The 18,012-nt window shown below is 50.8% G+C and carries 17 protein-coding genes; 4 read left to right on the top strand and 13 right to left on the bottom strand.

Translation table 11 applies throughout. The features are described from left to right. Positions 1 to 145 precede the first annotated feature (145 nt). From C2I18_RS16910 to C2I18_RS16860, 11 genes are all read right to left on the bottom strand, one after another. A complete protein-coding gene (locus C2I18_RS16910; RefSeq protein ID WP_249896930.1) occupies positions 146 to 1,531 on the bottom strand; it encodes an oligosaccharide flippase family protein in 1,386 nt (461 codons plus the stop codon). After that, positions 1,497 to 2,990, bottom strand: a complete 1,494-nt coding sequence (locus tag C2I18_RS16905; RefSeq protein WP_481857947.1) for an O-antigen ligase family protein — start codon at positions 2,988 to 2,990, stop codon at positions 1,497 to 1,499. Before C2I18_RS16905 ends, C2I18_RS16910 begins: the two co-directional genes overlap by 35 nt. A gap of 103 nt (positions 2,991 to 3,093) precedes the next feature. Continuing rightward, positions 3,094 to 3,867 (bottom strand): WecB/TagA/CpsF family glycosyltransferase, encoded by a 774-nt coding sequence (locus tag C2I18_RS16900; protein WP_249896928.1) that lies wholly within the window; start codon positions 3,865 to 3,867, stop codon positions 3,094 to 3,096. After that, on the bottom strand, positions 3,864 to 5,210 hold the full coding sequence (locus C2I18_RS16895; protein WP_249896927.1) for an O-antigen ligase family protein: 1,347 nt from the start codon (positions 5,208 to 5,210) through the stop codon (positions 3,864 to 3,866). The genes C2I18_RS16900 and C2I18_RS16895 overlap by 4 nt, the downstream gene beginning before the upstream one ends. Positions 5,211 to 5,219: 9 nt before the next feature. Next, the gene (locus C2I18_RS16890; protein ID WP_249896926.1) at positions 5,220 to 6,155 is read right to left on the bottom strand and encodes a glycosyltransferase; all 936 of its coding nucleotides are present in this window, start codon (positions 6,153 to 6,155) and stop codon (positions 5,220 to 5,222) included. Between the two features lie 25 nt (positions 6,156 to 6,180). Then, positions 6,181 to 6,873 (bottom strand): sugar transferase, encoded by a 693-nt coding sequence (locus C2I18_RS16885; RefSeq protein ID WP_275100926.1) that lies wholly within the window; start codon positions 6,871 to 6,873, stop codon positions 6,181 to 6,183. Between the two features lie 47 nt (positions 6,874 to 6,920). After that, entirely contained in the window at positions 6,921 to 7,811 is an 891-nt protein-coding gene (galU, locus tag C2I18_RS16880; RefSeq protein ID WP_275100925.1) for a UTP--glucose-1-phosphate uridylyltransferase GalU, read from the bottom strand. 48 nt (positions 7,812 to 7,859) lie between these two features. Beyond that, the gene (locus tag C2I18_RS16875) at positions 7,860 to 8,501 is read right to left on the bottom strand and encodes a CpsD/CapB family tyrosine-protein kinase (RefSeq protein WP_249896925.1); all 642 of its coding nucleotides are present in this window, start codon (positions 8,499 to 8,501) and stop codon (positions 7,860 to 7,862) included. Then, a complete protein-coding gene (locus C2I18_RS16870; RefSeq protein WP_249896924.1) occupies positions 8,485 to 9,225 on the bottom strand; it encodes a YveK family protein in 741 nt (246 codons plus the stop codon). The genes C2I18_RS16875 and C2I18_RS16870 overlap by 17 nt, the downstream gene beginning before the upstream one ends. A gap of 929 nt (positions 9,226 to 10,154) precedes the next feature. Next, a complete protein-coding gene (locus C2I18_RS16865; protein ID WP_249896923.1) occupies positions 10,155 to 10,790 on the bottom strand; it encodes a response regulator in 636 nt (211 codons plus the stop codon). A 23-nt stretch (positions 10,791 to 10,813) separates the two neighbouring features. Continuing rightward, positions 10,814 to 12,259 (bottom strand): sensor histidine kinase, encoded by a 1,446-nt coding sequence (locus tag C2I18_RS16860; RefSeq protein WP_249896922.1) that lies wholly within the window; start codon positions 12,257 to 12,259, stop codon positions 10,814 to 10,816. Positions 12,260 to 12,780: 521 nt separating this feature from the next. Here C2I18_RS16860 and C2I18_RS16855 point away from each other — a divergent pair. Then, positions 12,781 to 12,951 (top strand): hypothetical protein, encoded by a 171-nt coding sequence (locus tag C2I18_RS16855; protein ID WP_249896921.1) that lies wholly within the window; start codon positions 12,781 to 12,783, stop codon positions 12,949 to 12,951. A 133-nt stretch (positions 12,952 to 13,084) separates the two neighbouring features. On the opposite strand, the gene C2I18_RS16850 is transcribed toward C2I18_RS16855, so the two are convergent. Further along, entirely contained in the window at positions 13,085 to 13,930 is an 846-nt protein-coding gene (locus C2I18_RS16850) for a helix-turn-helix domain-containing protein (protein WP_249896920.1), read from the bottom strand. 95 nt (positions 13,931 to 14,025) lie between these two features. Between C2I18_RS16850 and C2I18_RS16845 the strand changes: the two genes are divergently transcribed. Further along, positions 14,026 to 15,954 carry a beta-N-acetylhexosaminidase gene (locus C2I18_RS16845; RefSeq protein ID WP_249896919.1) on the top strand — a complete coding sequence of 643 codons (1,929 nt, stop codon included), beginning with the start codon at positions 14,026 to 14,028 and terminating at the stop codon, positions 15,952 to 15,954. Between the two features lie 346 nt (positions 15,955 to 16,300). Here C2I18_RS16845 and C2I18_RS16840 read toward each other — a convergent pair whose 3' ends face one another. Continuing rightward, complete coding sequence (locus C2I18_RS16840; protein ID WP_249896918.1) at positions 16,301 to 16,615, bottom strand: hypothetical protein; 315 nt, start codon at positions 16,613 to 16,615, stop codon at positions 16,301 to 16,303. 111 nt (positions 16,616 to 16,726) lie between these two features. Here C2I18_RS16840 and C2I18_RS16835 point away from each other — a divergent pair, with 111 nt between their 5' ends. Continuing rightward, entirely contained in the window at positions 16,727 to 17,659 is a 933-nt protein-coding gene (locus C2I18_RS16835; RefSeq protein ID WP_249896917.1) for a hypothetical protein, read from the top strand. A gap of 102 nt (positions 17,660 to 17,761) precedes the next feature. Then, on the top strand, positions 17,762 to 18,001 hold the full coding sequence (locus C2I18_RS16830) for an NHLP leader peptide family RiPP precursor (RefSeq protein WP_249896916.1): 240 nt from the start codon (positions 17,762 to 17,764) through the stop codon (positions 17,999 to 18,001). The last annotated feature ends 11 nt before the right edge of the window (positions 18,002 to 18,012 follow it).

Below are 18,012 nucleotides of genomic sequence, written 5' to 3'. Positions count from 1 at the left end.
TTCTCTGATTAAACCGCAGTCTGCGGTTGAAATCGGAAGACAAAGGCGAACGCTAACGCTTCTACAGCTCCAAATTTTCTCTACTTTCAGCTAACATCGTCCAATTTTATTTAGCAGTAGAGCTGCTCACGTAGTACCTCGCTCGCTAGCTCTGCGTATCCGCAGGTTTTTTGCGGATATAAGAATTCATCGTCGTCTTCATCCATGCTATGTCCTGACTGTTGATAATCAGGCGGGGCAGTTTTACTTTCAGGTTGTACTTGATATTAAGGATAATGAACAGGAATCGCAGTGCTGCTGATGAGAGCATTGCCATGCCTGCTCCGAACAATCCGAACTTCGGAACCAGTACGAACAGTAGCGGGACCACCAGGATCAGACCGACCAGCTGAAGGATCGAGACGAACTTCGGTTTGCCGAGTGCCATGAATACCTGGGCCAGAATCAGTGTCCCCCCGCTGATTGTCACTTCCAGCAGCAGCAGCCGGAATACCGTTAGCGCGGTATTGAACTCCTTGCCGTACAGCAGCGGAATGACTAAAGGAGCTACCAGCATCAGGAACACCGCGCCAAGCATGGTGCAGGTTGTGCTGATCCGGAACGCCTTAAAGGTAAGGCTGACCGCTTCGTCCTTCGACAGCTCGGAAGCCTTCGGGAAGAGGACCACTGTGATCGAGTTCGAGAAGAAGTTAACCATCCGCGACAGGCTCACCGCTACTGCATAGAGCCCGAGATCTGCCGGACGAAGCAGGCCGGCGATGATGATCTGGTCGATATAGGTGGAGAACTGGCCGAGCAGATCATTTCCGTACGAGCCGAGTCCGTAGGTGAACAATCTTTTGAAATTCAGGTAAGCATCCTTCATCTTCACCCGGTAGGTCCGGAGCAGCCAGATCGTCATTCCGATGAACAGCGGCACCGAAGGTACAAGGTATGCCAGCGCCGTAGTATATGGAGTGAGCGTTCCTGTCAGAATCAGCAGCCCGATGCCCACCAGTGTCAGCGTAGGTGTGAGATACCGCTGCAGATTGAAGGTTCTGTAATCGCCTCTGAACTGAAAGGCCGCATTGTTGATCTGCGAGACCACGATCAGCGGACACAGAATCATTGACCACTGGGCAAAGGTGACTACCTCGGGGCTGAAGGCGCTCAGCCACTGGGGAAGAATCAGGATCCCGAGCGTCATGGCTATGAGGCCGAAGCACAGGCCGATCATCAGCGCCACCCGGTACAGTACCCCGGCCTCAGCCGGATTCTTCTTGGCATTGTAGATCAGCGCCGAAGGAATACCAAAGCTCATACTGAACGCCAGAAACTGTGACCAGTTCACCATAGCTGTCTGTTCACCGCGTCCTGTCGGCCCGAGATACCGGGCGGTCAGCACGCCGGTCAGCATATTGACCAGCAGGATCAGCACGCTCACGAACATGGTTTTCACGGCGGCTGAGCTGTTGTCCTTGCTCTTTGTAAACCGTTTGAGCGTAGACCAGAACGAGCTAATGGGAGGTGACTTCGCGTTCAACTGCTGCATGCGGTGTTCCCTTCTTTCTGCTATCAATAATCTCTTTTGCGCCGAGGCCGAGGCCGATCAGCATCCATACGAGGTAACCTTTCAGGCCCGGGAAGCCATTGTCTGACACGAGACTGATGACTGCCCCCATCCATGCCGCCAGCGACAGCCGGACATAAGGCTGAAATACATTTTTGCGGGTTACCCGCGCGATGATTTGCTTAATGACTACACCCAGTGCCGAGAAGAAGAACGCAGCGCCGAGTACCCCGAAGGTAAGCAGCAGCGCGATGATGCCATTATCCATGTTGCCGTATTCTCCAAGCTCACCGCCGTTGCCAAGCTTCGTCCCCCGCCCTACGCTTCCGATGCCCTCTCCGACCGGATTGGACGCTACCATCGGCAGCATGTTCTGCCATAAGCTGAGCCGTTCGTTATAGGAGTGGTCTTCCTGGACGGAGGTCAGTGTCTCCATCCGTGCAACGATCCCCTCCGCCCCCGGCAGCTTGGGTACAATCAGGAACAGCGCGGCTGCTACAAACACAAGCTGAAGCAGTGACTTCCATTTTCCCTTGGAGGGAGAGGAAGCGATGTATACCAGCAGCATGACCAGCATAACCAGCCAGGCGGAACGCACCAGCGTGGTAAGCAGACAGATCACGACAAGCAGGACACCGAGCCAGCGCAGCGTTCCCTGCCATCTTTTCTCCAGAATCATCGGCACCAGTGCAAATACGAGAAAGGTCGCTGCCGGACCCGGAGAGTTCAGTGTGGAGAAGACCCGGACTTCCAGAGGATAAGGCGTTCCGATGGAGATCATATCTGCATTTCTCATCCAGAAAGCATCCCATGGCGGAACGGTCAGATACTGGATAATTCCGTAGATGGCTACGAGTACGGCGATATTGGCAAAGGAGTACAGCAGGCGGTCAATATCCTTCGGCTTGAACCGGATCACCGCAAAGAATGGAAGCAGCAGAAGCGGAACGATGTAGTTCGCCAGATCGTACACGGAGCCTACGCCGTTCTTTGCCAAACCGATCAGCGTACCGTAGGCCAGAGCCACCGCGAACAGCATGATAATCCGGGTGTAGGATTTCTTGATTTTGTGGATCTCCTTCAGCACCGGAATCGCCAGCGTAGCACCGGTCAGCAGCGGCGCAAGACTGAGCAGCGATACGGAGTGATATACCCCTTCCGACCAGTCGGCAATGCGGCGAAGCTCCGGAGCCACTGCCCAGATCAGCAGAGTATAGGCTACCAGCTGTTTGGGTTTCAGCAGTGCCAGCACAAGGGCCGGGAACAGCACGCCTGCCAGAATTACACCCTGCAGGCTGTTCGAGGCACTGAGATGGGCGCTGGCAAAGCCGATCATCAGCGGAAGCCCCAGGGCAGCAGCACACAGTAACATCATCATCATCCCTGATCTCACGGTTGTGAGGGATGGCAGCGTCAGGCCGCTGTCATTCTGGCTCATCATCTTCATCTTCCCACCTCCGCCTCAGGGCCATCAGCATTACGTATTACGGACAAGGAAGGCCTCGTCATCACGGTGATCCTCCCCCGGTTACTGCAAAGTACGTTTATTCAAGGCTTCCTCCCTTGACCTTCTCCCGTTTTCGGAGCTCCTTGAGCAGCAGCACCAGAAACTGGGCATCATCGACAAGGTATCTTTTCCACAGCCGGCCCGGTTCCTGGCTGAGCCGCCAGAACCATTCAAGCCCTGTTTTCTGCATGAAATCAGGTGCCCGTTTGACAGAGCCCGAGAGAAAGTCAAAGGTTGCGCCGACACCAATCGAAATCGGTGCCCGGTATGAATTGTAGTGACGGTAAATCCATTTTTCCTGCTTGGGCGCTCCCACGCCCACGAACACGATATCCGGCCGGCTCTCATTCAGCATCTCAATGATCCGTTTATTCTCTTCCTCATTGTGCTCGAAGCCATAGGAAGGAGAATAACAGCCGACGATGTTCATGCCGGGATAAGACGCTTTAAGATTCTGGGTCGCCTTCTCAGGCACACCCTCCGCAGAGCCCAGGAAGAACAGCCGGTACTTCCTTTCCTCGAAGGCATCGCCCAGGCGGTGAAAAAGATCCGCGCCGGATACCTTTTGTTTGAGCGGCTTGCCAAGCATCTTTGAAGCCCAGATCAGCGGCATACCATCCGCTACTACGGCGCCTGCTTCCGAATATACGGTTTGAAACTCTTTGTCCTTGCGCAGCTTGATGACATGATCGACATTGCAGGTCAGGATATAGGACTGGTTCCTCTCCCTGATGGTTTTGTCGATATATTCAAGCAGATCCATGAAATCATAATTATCGAAATTGACATCGAACATGTTCACTTGATTCATCGTATCACTTCTTTTTGTGGGGAATCGGTTGGCTGTGAAGATCGATACAGGCAGTTCAGGTACCAACAGAACGGAATAATAAATTGGACCGTCGACAGCGTGTTGTCAGAGAAAGAATAAATCAGAAACGCTGCAATAAAGAGCAGGTAATAAGGTTTGACCGGCGGTGCCAAAGCTCTGTAAACCAGAATAAACACAGCCAATAGGGAAAGTAACAGCAGTATGGCGCCGATATACCCTCCATCGAAGTAAAACCGGATGTACTCGTTATGCGGAACCACAAATCCTTTGTAGAGTGTTCCGTCATTCGCTACAGTGGCTGATCCGAGCCCTCTGCCGGACCAAGGTGAGCCGGCTGCTTTATCCAGGAAAAATTCCCAGGCCTCCGTTCTGCCCGACAGGTCAATTCCCTCTGCTGTCGTCCGCTCAAAGGACCGTTTCTTAAGATTGTCGAGCTGCAGGAACACAGCTGCCACAATCAGGACCAGCGAACACAGCAGCGGAATCAGATACTGCGATTTTCCTTTTAAGTACTGTCGTGAAATATCGAAAAAGTAGTAGATAACCATCAATACTAGTGCGAGTAGCGGTCCCCGTGTCCCCGTTGCGACCAGAATCAGAAAGTTCAAGGCCAGCATGATGTAAAAAAACCGGGTATGCTGCGGACTGCGCTTGATCTCGATAAATGAAATGGCTACTCCCATGAAAGCCAGCATAGCCAGATGCGGCGGAATGTTGGCTCCCTGCACCCGTACAGCGCCCGTGAATTCGATCGTCAGAATGGAGTGGAAGTTAGCCACATGCAGCACTACTCCAACCAGCATACTGACCAGCGGCAGCAGCGCAAGAATGCGGATTTGCTTCTCCGCGACCTCTTTTTTCCAGTTAATCAGGAGGAACACGAAAGGCAGCGACAGTCCTATAAAAGCCTTCACTGCAATGGAGGCGTTCATCTCCGGCAGCCAGCTTGAGAAAGCAAAGGTGATGAAGAAGAGCGCCGCCATGGCCCATATGGGAGGACTCAGCTTAAACTTCAGTCCGTTCACCAGAATGCAGGGTACCAGCAGCATCAGGATCATCAGCTTGTAAAGGGACAGGATCTCGATCCCGAACATGCTGCCGCTGTACAGAAAGTTAATCGAGATGGAAGTCGTCAATAACACGAAGTAGCTGATACGCTCCGGACGGGAGATGGCGACAACCAGCAAAATAATCAGGAGTACAGCAGCTACCGCAATTGCCGGCTGGTATATGACCGCTGCTCCGAGGAAGAGAGCCGACACGAGGTAGAGCAATCCGTATGGCAAAACGTTAAATTTGGAGCCCCACTCAAAATTAGTCATTGTCTTCCCTCACCCCGCTGCAGATTGCCTCTTTCTGTTCCAAAGCATATGAAGAGTTCCTCTAATGCTCTCCAGCCTGCATCTGTTCAGAAGCTTTCTGCCCTGGCTTCTGGCCGTAACCGAATCCGCCATAATGTATATTACTTTGGCGGCCGTCTTGCCCAGCAGCAGCAGATTGCCCTTCATCCCTTCGCTTTTCATGGCGTTGGATATGCCTTGGCTGTAATACCTTTTCATGATCCAGTCTTCGGTCAGCCGGCCTGCCGGCACGAAATGGTCGACCGCCATCTCCGGATGGTACAGAATGGAATGGCCTTGCCTTTGGATCTGGTCGAACAACCAGGTCTCTTCACCGGATAAAAGCGAGTCTCCCTTTCTCCCGAGATCCAGGGGAAACAGGCTGATATCAAAAACGAGCTTGCGCATGGCCATATTGGCTCCGCAGGGATGCAGCCGTTTCGGATACTCTTTGATCCGGTTGCCCAGATCCACAATAGTGTAAGGCAGCTCGAACGGCTTGATCAGCCATTCCGGGCGCTTACTTTCAAAGATCGGAGCGATCTTCCCGCCCATGGCCTTGACCTCAGGACGTTCTTCAAACGTGTTTACGATCGTTGTAATCCAGGTCCGGCAAGGTATCGCATCATCATCAAGAAAAGCGATGAGCGGCGACTTCGAAGCCAGAATCCCTGTGTTCCGGGCTGCCGACAATCCCTGTACCGGCTCCAGAAGGTAACGGATATCCATGTCTGCACCATGGGCCTCAATAAAGCTCTTGATCGCAAAAGCCGAGTCATCCGTAGACTGATTATCCACCACGATGACTTCAGCCTGATGCAGGTTCTCCAAGAGCAGCAGCGACTGCAGTGTTTTGACCAGCAGCGCCGACCTGTTATAGGTGCAGATGATAATGGAAACCTTAGGGACGTCTCCGTTGTGAAGCATCGGCAATCACCCAATTCCCATAATTTTAATAAGCATCTTTTGAACCCAGCAGCATCAGGCCGGTTTTGGCGATGATCTTCAGGTCCAGCATGGTGCTCCGCATATGGATGTAGGTCAGATCCAGCTGTACCATTTCGTCGAAGCCGACGCTGTTTCTGGCATTAACCTGCCAGTATCCGGTGCAGCCCGGTGTAACCAGGAGCCGCTGCTTGTCATATTCCGTATACTGCGCCACCTCTTCAACGAGCGGAGGACGGGGGCCTACGAGACTCATTTGGCCCATCAGCACGTTCCAGAGCTGAGGCAGTTCATCGATACTGGTCTTGCGGATGAATTTGCCGATCCGCGTGATGCGGGGATCATTTTTGATTTTGAACATTGCGCCGCTGACTTCGTTATACGCCATCAGATTCGCCTTCAGCTCCTCGGCATTGGAGACCATGGATCTGAATTTGTACATCGGGAACAGCTTTTCGTCCTTGCCGACCCGGTTCTGCTTAAAGAAGACTTTGCCTTTCGGATCCTCCAGCTTAATCAGGATAGCCACAACTACGAACAGCGGCAGCAGTACGAGAAGGCCCAGAGCGGAGAAAAAAATGTCTATAATCCGCTTCATTACCAGATAGGATTCCATTCCTTTACTTCCTTCTTTGGCATGCAGCATGTAAAGTTTCGGCAGGACGGCATCATAGTCTTCCGGCAGTTTTTGCATGCTCATCTCTTCTCATTCCTCCTAAAAAAGTTTGTTTTCACTCAAGCTCCGGATCAGCTGAGTGTGGTTTGTCCGGCTTTGCTGAGCCATTCCGCCATAGCATCCATTACCGGATAACGGAGATCTTCACTCTCCAGCGCAAATTCCAGTGTTGTTAAAATGTAGCCCAGACGTTCACCGACATCATATCTCGTGCCGTCAAAGTTGTAGGCATATACCCGTTCGCTCTGGTTCAGCTTCTGAATGGCATCCGTCAGCTGGATCTCGCCGCCGGCACCCTTTTCCTGCAGGTCCAGATACTTGAAGATCTTCGGAGTGAAGACATACCGGCCCATAATTGCAAGATTGGAAGGCGCTGTTCCGAGCGGTGGTTTTTCGACAAAGTTATTTACACGGTAGAGGCGGCCGTCCTGCAGGTCAGGCTCGATAATACCGTAACGGTTTGTGAATTCATCAGGAATTTCCTGTACACCGATTACCGAGTTTTGCGTCTCCTCATACTGGTCGATCAGCTGCTTCAGGCAAGGCGTATTGCCGGTTACAATGTCATCCCCGAGCATAACGCCGAAAGGCTCGTCTCCGATAAAACGTCTCGCGCACCATACCGCATGTCCCAAACCTTTTGGTTCCTTTTGGCGGATATAGTGTATTTCTACTTTAGAGGAACGTTGAACTTCTTTCAGCAGCTCCAGCTTTCCGTCTTCCAGCAGACGGGATTCCAGCTCGAATGCATTGTCGAAGTGGTCCTCGATTGCCCGTTTGCCTTTACCGGTAACAATGATGATGTCCTCAATACCGGAAGCAATGGCTTCTTCAACGATGTATTGGATGGTCGGCTTGTTGATGATCGGAAGCATTTCTTTCGGCATGGCTTTCGTAGCAGGAAGGAAGCGCGTACCTAGCCCAGCTGCAGGGATAATTACTTTCTTTACCTTTTTCATCATCGCACTTACCTCCTAAAAATAATTTTTTGTGAGCTTGCTGCGATAGCTTTATTTGGTCTGATTCATGGCAATTCCGAGAATTTTTGATCCGCTCTGCTCCATAAGCACCTTAAGCTTGCGGAGAGCTTCACGCTTTGACTTTCCGTGCCTTGCAACCAGGATCACTCCATCTGTCAGCGAGGCCAGAATCCGTGCATCACTGAACTCTACTGCCGGAGGCGAGTCAAGCAGGATGAGATCGAAGTTATTCTTCAGTTCCTCCAGCAGCGCCGTCATTCTGTCGCTGCCCAGAAGATCCGGCGGGCTGACCTTGGTTATCCCCGCAGGAATAACTGCCAGGTTGGCAAGGTTTCCGTAAACAGCGATATCCTTCGCTTCTTCCTGGCCGCTAAGATAAGCTGCCAGGCCATAGCTTCCTTCCACCTCGAACACCGTGTGCAGTCCGGGATGCCGCAGGTTGCAGTCGACTACCGCTACCTTTTTGCCGTCCTGGACAAATGAAACGGCGAGGTTCGACAGGATGGTCGTTTTGCCTTCTCCGCCTTCAGCAGATGTGAAGAGCAGCACCTGTCCGCCGTTCCCTTTCAGCAGACCGAGCTGGCGGATGTAGGTACGAAGCGAGCGGAACGATTCGGAAATGTGTGAGGATGGATTGTAGTCCGCAATCAAACTTTTATTCAGCCGTAACATAAGCGCCCTCCCCTACTCTTGCGTTGGCATTTGCCGCTTTGCCCAAATCACGTTTGCGGATGGTAGGAATGCTCGCAATGACCGGCAGGCCAAGATCGAATTCCGCTTCCTTCTCGCTGCGGAGTGTGCTGTTCAGCGTCTCCATCAGCAGGATGATTCCAACCGCAGCCATCAGCGCTACGACAAAGCTGATGATCAGGTTCATGGCGAACCCGCCGTTCGTCGGTGCAGGCGTGTCAGCCGGATCTGCTGGAGTCAGGAAAGTCACATTGTCGAGCTGCATCAGCGTTGGCAGGCTGCGAATGAACGACTGTGAAACCGCGTTTACAATGCCGGCTGCCTTGGCGTAATTTTCATCCTCAACAGTGATGTTGATGACCGAGCTTCTCTCCGAAGATCGGATTTGCAGCTTCCCGGCCAGCTGTTCTTCCGTCAGGTTGAACTCGGGGTGATCCTCTACTACACTCTTCATAATCGTGGGGGACTTCATGATTTCCTTGTAGCTCTCGATGAGGTTCAGGCTGAAGTTCAGATTGTTGAGATTATTGCTCTCGGGTACATTTGCGGTGTTGTTGACCAGCAGTTGTCCGGAAGCGGAGTAGACGGGTACGACGAAGTTCTTGCTGACGTAGTAGGTCGTAGCGCAGGAGATTAATACAAATACCGTGATTAACCATAACCTCTTCTTAATCAGGTTAATGTAATCTAAAATCGTCTTTTCCACAGTAACCCTCCTTCCGCATTTGGTGCATTCTGAAAGTGATATGAAAATTTCAGATATCTTGCTTTAATTCTATCAATCCGAACGACTTGCCACATGGGTCATAGCATCACTTTAATCTTCACTTTCGTGTGAGTCTCTTTGGTTCCTAGGTGGGTCTCAATGGTATACTTTAGTACCATATGGTTGGGAATGACTTACAGCTAATGACAGCCAACCCTACGCCTGACGTTATCCCGTCCCCAAACACATTCTTTTTAACAGCCGGATCTGTAAAATAAACGCTGAACACAGATAAAAAAGCTCCCACTGCGGGGAGCCTTTGTACCTCTATGTGTCCCTTCATGCCGCCAAAGAGCACAAAAAAACACGGACATTATATGTCCGTCAGAGTGTTGAGAAACGCGCATCCGTCGGCGGGGGTACCGGGGTTGGTCAGCAAATATGACTTATTTTGCACGGGTCCAAGCTGCGCCTTGCAGTGTGTGGGCAGGCGCATAAGACTGCCTGGCGCCCCCCCTCCGTACTGACCTGACTCTGCCTCCGCTATATGCTCCGTCCCTTTCTCACGCTAACGGACACTGCGTCCGTTATTTGCCGGAATTCTCCCTGTTTCCACCGCTAACGGACCGTCGTTCCCTTATTCCGCCAAATGGTGGATAAATTACGCCCTTTCAGATGAAATAACGGACCTGGGGTCCGTTAGGATTCCAAAACACGCCACCAGCGCAAAGTAACGGACCTGGGGTCCGTAAGCATTAGCACTGTCAAGTAATCTATAGGTTCTGGTGCGCATGAGGCGATGTGCTGGAGCGGCAATAGTTAACGCGGTTCCGTATGAAACCAAAATCACATAAAAAAAGCTGCCGAGATGTTCTCGACAGCCTGATGGACATTACATGTCCGTGTTCTGTATTCCAGGTCCTTACTATTTAATCATAGGACATTTCATATTTGGTCAGTCCAACCGCATTGGCATACAGCGCAGCCTGTGTACGGTCGGCAACCTGCAGCTTCGCCAGAATCTGGCTGACATGCTTCTTGACCGTGAATTCACTGATGAACAGCCGTGAAGCAATTTCCCTGTTGCAGGCGCCCTGGCCAAGCTCGATCAATACTTCCTTTTCCTTCGGGGTCAATTCGTCTGTCGGACTGCTGCCGCTCATCCGCATCTTGTCTTCCATCAAACCGGGGTCGTAATATTTTCTGCCTTTATGTACCAGTTGGATAGCGAACAGCAGCTCTTCGGGCAAGGCCTCTTTCAGCACATAACCGTCTACAAGCACTTCTTCCGCCTTCAAAAAATCCTCTCTGCTCGCTGATGATGTCAGCAAAATGAACTTGCTGGACAGCCCGCGGGCACGCGCAGCCTTGATGACATCGAGGCCCGATTCATCGGCAAGCTTCAGATCAATCAGCACAAGATCAGGCTTCGTCTCCTCGATTACGAGAAGAGCTTCTTGGCCATTCGTTGCCTCGCCTGCAAAATGCAGATTGGGCTGCATGGAAATGACCGCTGCCAAACCTCTTCTCACCAAAGGGTGATCATCAACAATGACGATATTCACTTGAACGACCTCCTGCCTAAAGTTTATGCATTTTTTAATTCAGCCACACCGACAGGTATCGAAATTAAAATTCTTGTACCTGCATTCTCACTGCTCGTCAGCTGGAAATCGCCGCCGAGAGATTGTGCCAGATATTGCATATTCCTCATGCCCAATCCGCTGCTGTTATCCTCAGTATCTCTCCAGAGTAAATCCGTATTGAAGCCTGTGCCGTCATCAATGATCGACAGCCTGATCCATTTCGGCTTGAGCGACAGTTCAACATCTACCCGGCGGGCCGCACCGTGACGGATGGCATTGCCTGTTGCCTCGGAAATGATCCGGAACAGCGCTTTGTGATAGGGGTACGGGAGGCTAAAATCGTCGCCCGTTATTTTGAGTTCGATCTCCACATCGTTGAGCCGGGAAAGGCTCTTCAGATGTGACCTTACCATGCCCAGCCATGTCGGGCCGCCGCTCTTCTTGGAGCTGAGACTGTAGATCGTAATCCTCAGCTCTTTGGCTACCTTGGTCGCTGAATCATGAATAAGCTCAATCTGTTCCTCCAGCTCTGACTCAGACATCTTGCGCCATGTCTGCTTCAAAGAGTGGGTAGCATACACAATGCCGAAAAGGCTCTGCGAGACGCTGTCATGCATTTCATCAGCTATCCGGTTCTGCTCATTCGTGATGATCAGCCGGTTCTCAATGACACCCAATTCATGGCGCTCGAGAATGATTGCGCTAAGCTCAGACAAAAACATCAGCTGCTGGATATACCATCTGCGGCCTTCAAGCCCTTCAGACGATTCCAGCTTCACGCCGATCATGCCGACAAAACGGGTGCTCATTCTCACCGGCATCAGCAAAAAGTCTCCGAGTCCGGGAAAACTTTTGAATACCGGTTCGCGCTGCAGTCTCCATTCATGCTCATGCTTCTCCAGCTCCTCGAAGAGAAAATGCTCCTCTTCATGCTGCCATCCGGTCTGACGGCTCTGCGGAGCCGGCTCGCCGCTCTTCTTGGCAAACCAGAACAAGGCCTTATCAAGCTTGGTAAGCTTCACAACATAATCCGTGATCACTTGGCCAATGTTCATAAAGTCATGCTGGCTGGAATTTTCCACGATATGATAGAGCGATTTGATGTGCTCCATGGTTTCGTTGGTCCGCGCGTTTGCTTCTTCCCGCTGCCGCTTGATCCTGTTAACCATCTGCATAACTATAACCGTAAGTACCATGGCTAGAAACAGGTTGCCGTTCTCGAGTACAGCTTCTGCAAAAGTTTTTCCGGAAGAATTCAAGAAAAAGTAACAAAATACAGCGATCAGGCCGATATAGCTAAACAGTAAACTCCACCCGAAATAGATGGATAAAGATCCGGCCGCAATGAGAACAGGGTTAAGCACATACAGCTTAAACGAACTGTCATAACCGCCGGTTAAGAGCGTCAGTGCCAGAATACCCGCCATCTCTGCACTTACAACCAGCATAAGTGCCTGGGGTCTGTTGCGAAGCCTCCGGTAATAGATCATAAATATTTGGGCAAATAAGAATAGTATTAGAATTAATAGGGATTTGTATATTACGGAAGGCCCCGTGGTATCCAGGAGATACATCAGAGATGTGAGGGACAAAGAAAAGTATCTGTAAAAAGCTATCAGTTTGTCTTCAGCGGTTGATTTAATTTTCATCCCACCACCCTATTCTCCAGCTTTGGAAAATTCGAGCTAGCTAAGCTTTGATAAAAGCATCATACATGAGAAAAATCACAATAACAAGTTTCGATTTCCACTGACAGCGTTTTCACATTAATAAATAACAAGTTATTTTTCTGTAATTTCAAAATTACCAGGAAAATATATCCTCACCTTACCAATGGTAGCGTATCCATTATTTTCAGGTTTTATAACTGCAGCCAAAGTAACCTGTACGCAGTGCGCACAGGTTGCTTTTATTTAAATATGAGCATCATTTATTCCGCTGATCGTTCCGCTTCCGCTGACAACGCTGTATGCAGCTTCTGGGGATTACAAATGCAAATCTGGTAGCGCTGTTCGCCAACGATATGATACCCGGTGGACATGATGCGTACGGTGCGGTTATTATGTACATCCACTTTATGGAGACTGCGGCAAGTAATGCAGTAAAATTCCCTCATGGCTTCATCTCCGGCATAACATAGTTATGAAACTAATGCTGAATTCCCATAAAAAACTGCTAATATTATCTAGATCATAGCATCCAAAATTCGCGCATGTCAACATAAGACTACATATTCCGACAAGGAATACAGCCAAAAGTAGAATAATGTCGATTTATAAAATATGGTTCCGGGAGTATTGGGGAGAAATCCCCATATATTTTTTGTATAGCCTTGAGAAATAAAAAGCATCGCTGTAATGGAGGAGCCCGGCTATTTCCTTAATCTGCAGGCTGGTATTCAGCAGCAGGTGCTTGGCTTCAGCCATTTTGATCCGGTGAATATATTCATGCAGCGGGAAGCCGCTGCTGCGGCGGACAATACGGCGGAGTGTCGACATTGACATATGATGCCGTGCAGCAATCTCCGCCAGTGTAACTTCCCCGTAGACACAGGTGCCCAGATCATCGCGGACTGTCTGCATCAAATCGGATTCCCTGGAGTGGCTGGGGGCGGCAGCGGCCAATGTACACTCCAGCAGCATATTTTCGAGAATTAACGCGGCACGGTCAGCAGCTGCCGGAATTCCGCTGTCCATGAGCCGGAGAACCTCTTCGAAGGAGGACAAAAGTCCCGGCGGCTGTCCAATCTGATACACAGTGCCGCCCGTAACCATCCCCGCTTCCACCCACTCAGTTACTCTTGTTCCGGTGAAGTCGATATAATACTCGTCCCAGCTCCCTTCAGGAGGCGGACCAAAGCAGTAGCTGTATCCCGGACGGAAAAAAAACAGGCTTCCTCCCCCTACCTGCTGCTCCTTCCCTCCGTTCTCCGTCAAGGTTCCGCTGCCGGAGGCGATATAGACCATCGCCCAGTGCTCAAAGACAGCTCCGGAGCGGTATAGTGTTCTTCCCGGAAGATGCCCGGCCTGCCCTACACGGATCGATTGTAATCTGAGCCTGGAGGATTCCACCTTGGGATCAATGATCCGGATAGGATACGGGCTGATCATATAATCCATCTGCTTGAGCATATTTTGCATTCCTTCCTTTTTTTAAGAGTGATAAGGTTGTTTATAGATGAACATATTCTACATGAACAAGAGGTGTCCACGCTATGACTGAAAAAGGCCTACTGCAGCTTCTCCCCTATCCGCGCAGGCTTACAGCTTCCGGAGGAATATTTACAATCCCTGTGAACGGCAGCATTATTCTGGCCGCTGAAGAGGACCGCGGGATATTATACGCCGCCCGCAGGCTCAAGGCTGTCATATTGCAAGCCCTTCAGCTGAGTCTGCCCCTGTCTGTCGGCACACGTCCGAATACTGTATCCGCCTGCAGCTTCAGCTATAACCTTGCACTGCCTTCCCAGGCCTATGAAATCCGGGTGGACGCAGGCGGAATATTCATAACTTACGGCTCACAGGCAGCGGCTAATTACGCAGTAACCACGCTGAAGCAGATTCTGGGGCAGTGTGGCAGAAAAATCCCGTACCTGCATATTTATGACGAACCGGATTTTGCCGCCAGGGGGCTGATGATCGATATCAGCCGCAATAAAATTCCCAAGACCGAAACCCTTTACCGGATTGTAGATCTGATGGAAGATTTGAAGCTGAACCAATTGCAGCTATATATTGAAGGTTCACCTTTTGCCTACGAATCCTTCCCGGCTGTATGGGAGCTTGAAACCCCTATAACCGGTGAAGAAATTCTGCTGCTGGATGAATACTGCCGGGAGCGCGGGATTGAGCTGGTTCCGAACCAGAACAGCTTTGGACATATGGAAGGCTGGCTGACCCGGCCGGAATTCAACCACCTGGCTGAAATTCCTGAAGGATTCAAGATGCCGGAATATATGTATGACAGCGATATGTATCCGGACGGCCTGTTCATGGAGCCCGGAACCTTCCATACTGAAGATCCTGAAGTACTTACTCTCCTTGGCACTATGTATGATGATCTGCTGCCCTATTTCACCTCCAGCCAGTTCAATACCGGCTGTGATGAAACCTATGAGGTGGGTCTCGGCAAGAGCAAGGCACAGGCCGATGCGTCAGGAAAAGGCCAGGTGTATTTATCCTTCCTGCTCAAAATACAGGAGCTTGTGTCCCGGCGCGGCAAAACGATGCAGTTCTGGGGCGATATTATCATTCAGTATCCCGAGCTGATCCCGCAGCTGCCCAAAAACATTATTGCCATGGAATGGGGCTACGGCGCGGAGCATCCTTTTGAAGAAGATATGCAGAAATTCCGGGAAGCCGGCATACCGTTCTATGTCTGCCCCGGCACCAGCTCCTGGAACTCGCTAACAGGACGCAGCGACAATATGCTGGGCAATCTGCGGAATGCAGCTGTCCACGGCAAAAACTACGGGGCTATCGGATATCTGATTACCGACTGGGGCGATTTCGGCCATTGGCAGCATCTGCCGGTAAGCTATCCGGGATTCGTATACGGCGCCGCGCTGGCCTGGAATGTGGAGCACAATCTTGAAGCCGATATCGCAGGCTATCTCAACAAATCGGTTTTTCAAGACCGTTCAGAGAAGATCGGACAGCTGCTGCTTGATCTGGGGAACTACTATAAATTTGAATCCCGTGTGCGGGCAAATGATACAGAAATGTCCATGCTGCTGCGCAGTAATCTCGGCAGTGTACAGCTTTCCGGCAAGCTGTCTGCAGAACAGCTGGACCAGCTGGAACAGTATATCAGCGGTATAGAAGCCAGACTGCCGGATCTCGCGCTGGAATGTGAGGATGCCGCACTTGTAGGCCGGGAGCTGGCTAACGGCATACATTTTGTGCAGCATGCTGTCCGGCTCTGCCGGCTCAAACACCAGCTTGCAGCTGATCAGAGCGGCATCAGACCTGAGCAGGTTACCCGGCAGATCAAGGATCTTGACCTTTTACTTCATCATTACCGGCAGCTGTGGATACAGCGCAACCGTCCGGGGGGCCTGGAGAAAAGCGTCTCCAAGCTGCTCCGCCTGCGCGGCGAGTACGCCGCTCTGGCTCAGCGTCTTTCGGATACGGCAGCTGGCTGATTACTAGAGTTACTGAAACCTCCGCTCTATTATATAAGCGAAATCTATTAGTGCTGACTTTACTATATCTTCTGGGATTTACTCCACCTAATTCTCTCCATTTTCTTTTTTTATGGAATGTAGTTGGAAAATCTCCAGCTAATTCGACGGATTCATGCCTTTTTAGACTTTTCCAGTGCATTTAAGTGGAGTTTTTCCCACCAGCATCATAATACCGTTATTTGCCGGAGAATCAGATGGAGAAATTCCACTTAGCCTAACTGTACACGCTTATTAGACATTCATGCGGAATCCCGGTCAGGCCGGACGCTCCAGCGTCCCGGCTGGCCGGGATTTGCTGTGATGGTTACTCCTCCGGCTGGCCGCCGGCGGCAGCAAGCCATTCCCCGCGCAGCTCCTCATACTGGTTCTCAATCATTTCTCGTTCCCGCCGCTCCCGCTCTTCCCTTCCTGCACTTTCCTGCAGGCTTTCTTCATCCTCGTAGATTCTCCAGATATCCGAGAACAAATAGTCTTTGATCTCGACCGCCCGGCCGTGCTCTCTTCCGCCTGTCCAGAACAGTCCGTCTGCTGTACGCATTACGGTCCGGCCGTCCGCAGTGGCGGCTTTCTGCCCGATCCGGATCTTCATCAGCATTTGTCCCAAAGTGTACCATTCCAAGTCCCATTCACCCCAACATTTCCGATTGAAATCCCCTGTCCTTAGGACTATAATCATGACGAATAACCACTTTTTTCCTGACAAAATAAACTGAGGACAGGAGCGAAGCCTATGGATTGGCTTCATCATTACGAAGAAGATCTGCAAGCTGTATTCAACAAAAGCAGCAGCATCATTTCCGGATTCCCGGAGCCGCTTGCTGCGCAGGGCTTGGCCTATCTTGACCAATTTAACGTATTTAAGGCAGGGAGCAACAAGAACTATATCTGTTATCTGCTCCCCTTCTGGCTGCGGGACGAATATGGAATTACTCCCGAAGCAGCACGTACGATGTCGGCCGGCAATATCCTGCTTATGCTCTATTTCTTCCTTCAGGATGATCTGATGGACGATAGGGAGTCCCCGGCTTCCGGAAAGCTGCCGCTGGCCAATCTGCTGTATGTGGAGTTTCTCAATATTTACCGCCCGCTGTTTCCTCCGGAATCGCCCTTCTGGTCCTATTTCAACCGCTATATTTCGGAATGGGCCGACAGTGTCACCAGCGAAAAGACCCGAAATTATTTTGTGCAGGACCGTATCCGGATCGCCCACAAAGCCAGCCCCCTTAAGCTGTGCAGTACCGCTGTACTGCTGCTTACAGACCGCATCCCGCTGATCGCAGAATGTGAATCTATGCTCCATGAAGTGCTGATAACACTGCAAATGGTTGATGATTATGAAGATTGGGAGCAGGATTTGAGCGACGGAAGCTATAACTGTCTCCTCGCGCTGGTCCGCTCCTCCCTTGAGGCTGAGGATTTCCTTACACAAGGCAAGGTTAAAGATTTCATCTTCACCTCAAGCGGCCTCGCTGCTTATGCGGGAACTGCCGCAGATAATCATAAGAGGCTTGAAGGCTACAGCCTGAACATTCCTCATCTGCTGTCTTTTCACCTAGTACTGGTCAAGAATCTGGAGCATATCGCCTCAGCCATTGAGGCGGAGAAGCAGCTTTTACAGGGGGGAGGACTCGGTTACTGGCTATCGAGACATAGTAATCTATGACCAGCACAGACACTTACATAATCCAAAAAATAGTAATAGAATTATATAAAAGACTATGATATGCTTGGTAGGTAAAATTAACCATTTGGGAGGATGATTGTGATGTCAGAAGCAATTCTTAAGAATCAAGTGATTCAAAAAGCATGGGAAGACCCAAGTTTCAAGCAGAAGCTCCTTGCAGATCCCAAAGCAGCCCTGTTCGAAGCCCTAGGCATCCAGCTTCCTGACAACATCACGCTAAAAACTGTAGAAGAAGGCTCCAACGAGTTCTACCTGGTCATTCCTCCGAGTCCTTCTTCAGATGTGCTCAAAGCTGACGTTAAGCCGATGGGTTCATGGTAATTCACCAAGCT

The sequence above is a fragment of the Paenibacillus sp. PK3_47 genome (assembly GCF_023520895.1).
Taxonomy (GTDB): domain Bacteria; phylum Bacillota; class Bacilli; order Paenibacillales; family Paenibacillaceae; genus Paenibacillus_AQ.
This window is presented reverse-complemented; position numbering and strand designations above follow the sequence as displayed.

Bases quoted from the DNA above. Each gene is read 5' to 3' on its own strand.
- C2I18_RS16900 (WP_249896928.1), bottom strand. From the start codon at position 3,867: ATGAATCAAGTGAACATGTTCGATGTCAATTTCGATAATTATGATTTC.
- C2I18_RS16835 (WP_249896917.1), top strand. From the start codon at position 16,727: ATGGATTGGCTTCATCATTACGAAGAAGATCTGCAAGCTGTATTCAAC.
- C2I18_RS16895 (WP_249896927.1), bottom strand. From the start codon at position 5,210: ATGACTAATTTTGAGTGGGGCTCCAAATTTAACGTTTTGCCATACGGA.
- C2I18_RS16860 (WP_249896922.1), bottom strand. From the start codon at position 12,259: ATGCTGGTTGTAAGTGCAGAGATGGCGGGTATTCTGGCACTGACGCTC.
- C2I18_RS16890 (WP_249896926.1), bottom strand. From the start codon at position 6,155: ATGCTTCACAACGGAGACGTCCCTAAGGTTTCCATTATCATCTGCACC.
- galU (WP_275100925.1), bottom strand. From the start codon at position 7,811: ATGATGAAAAAGGTAAAGAAAGTAATTATCCCTGCAGCTGGGCTAGGT.
- C2I18_RS16875 (WP_249896925.1), bottom strand. From the start codon at position 8,501: ATGTTACGGCTGAATAAAAGTTTGATTGCGGACTACAATCCATCCTCA.
- C2I18_RS16905 (WP_481857947.1), bottom strand. From the start codon at position 2,990: ATGATGAGCCAGAATGACAGCGGCCTGACGCTGCCATCCCTCACAACC.
- C2I18_RS16830 (WP_249896916.1), top strand. From the start codon at position 17,762: ATGTCAGAAGCAATTCTTAAGAATCAAGTGATTCAAAAAGCATGGGAA.
- C2I18_RS16910 (WP_249896930.1), bottom strand. From the start codon at position 1,531: ATGCAGCAGTTGAACGCGAAGTCACCTCCCATTAGCTCGTTCTGGTCT.
- C2I18_RS16885 (WP_275100926.1), bottom strand. From the start codon at position 6,873: ATGAGCATGCAAAAACTGCCGGAAGACTATGATGCCGTCCTGCCGAAA.
- C2I18_RS16850 (WP_249896920.1), bottom strand. From the start codon at position 13,930: ATGGATTATATGATCAGCCCGTATCCTATCCGGATCATTGATCCCAAG.
- C2I18_RS16845 (WP_249896919.1), top strand. From the start codon at position 14,026: ATGACTGAAAAAGGCCTACTGCAGCTTCTCCCCTATCCGCGCAGGCTT.
- C2I18_RS16855 (WP_249896921.1), top strand. From the start codon at position 12,781: ATGCAGCTTCTGGGGATTACAAATGCAAATCTGGTAGCGCTGTTCGCC.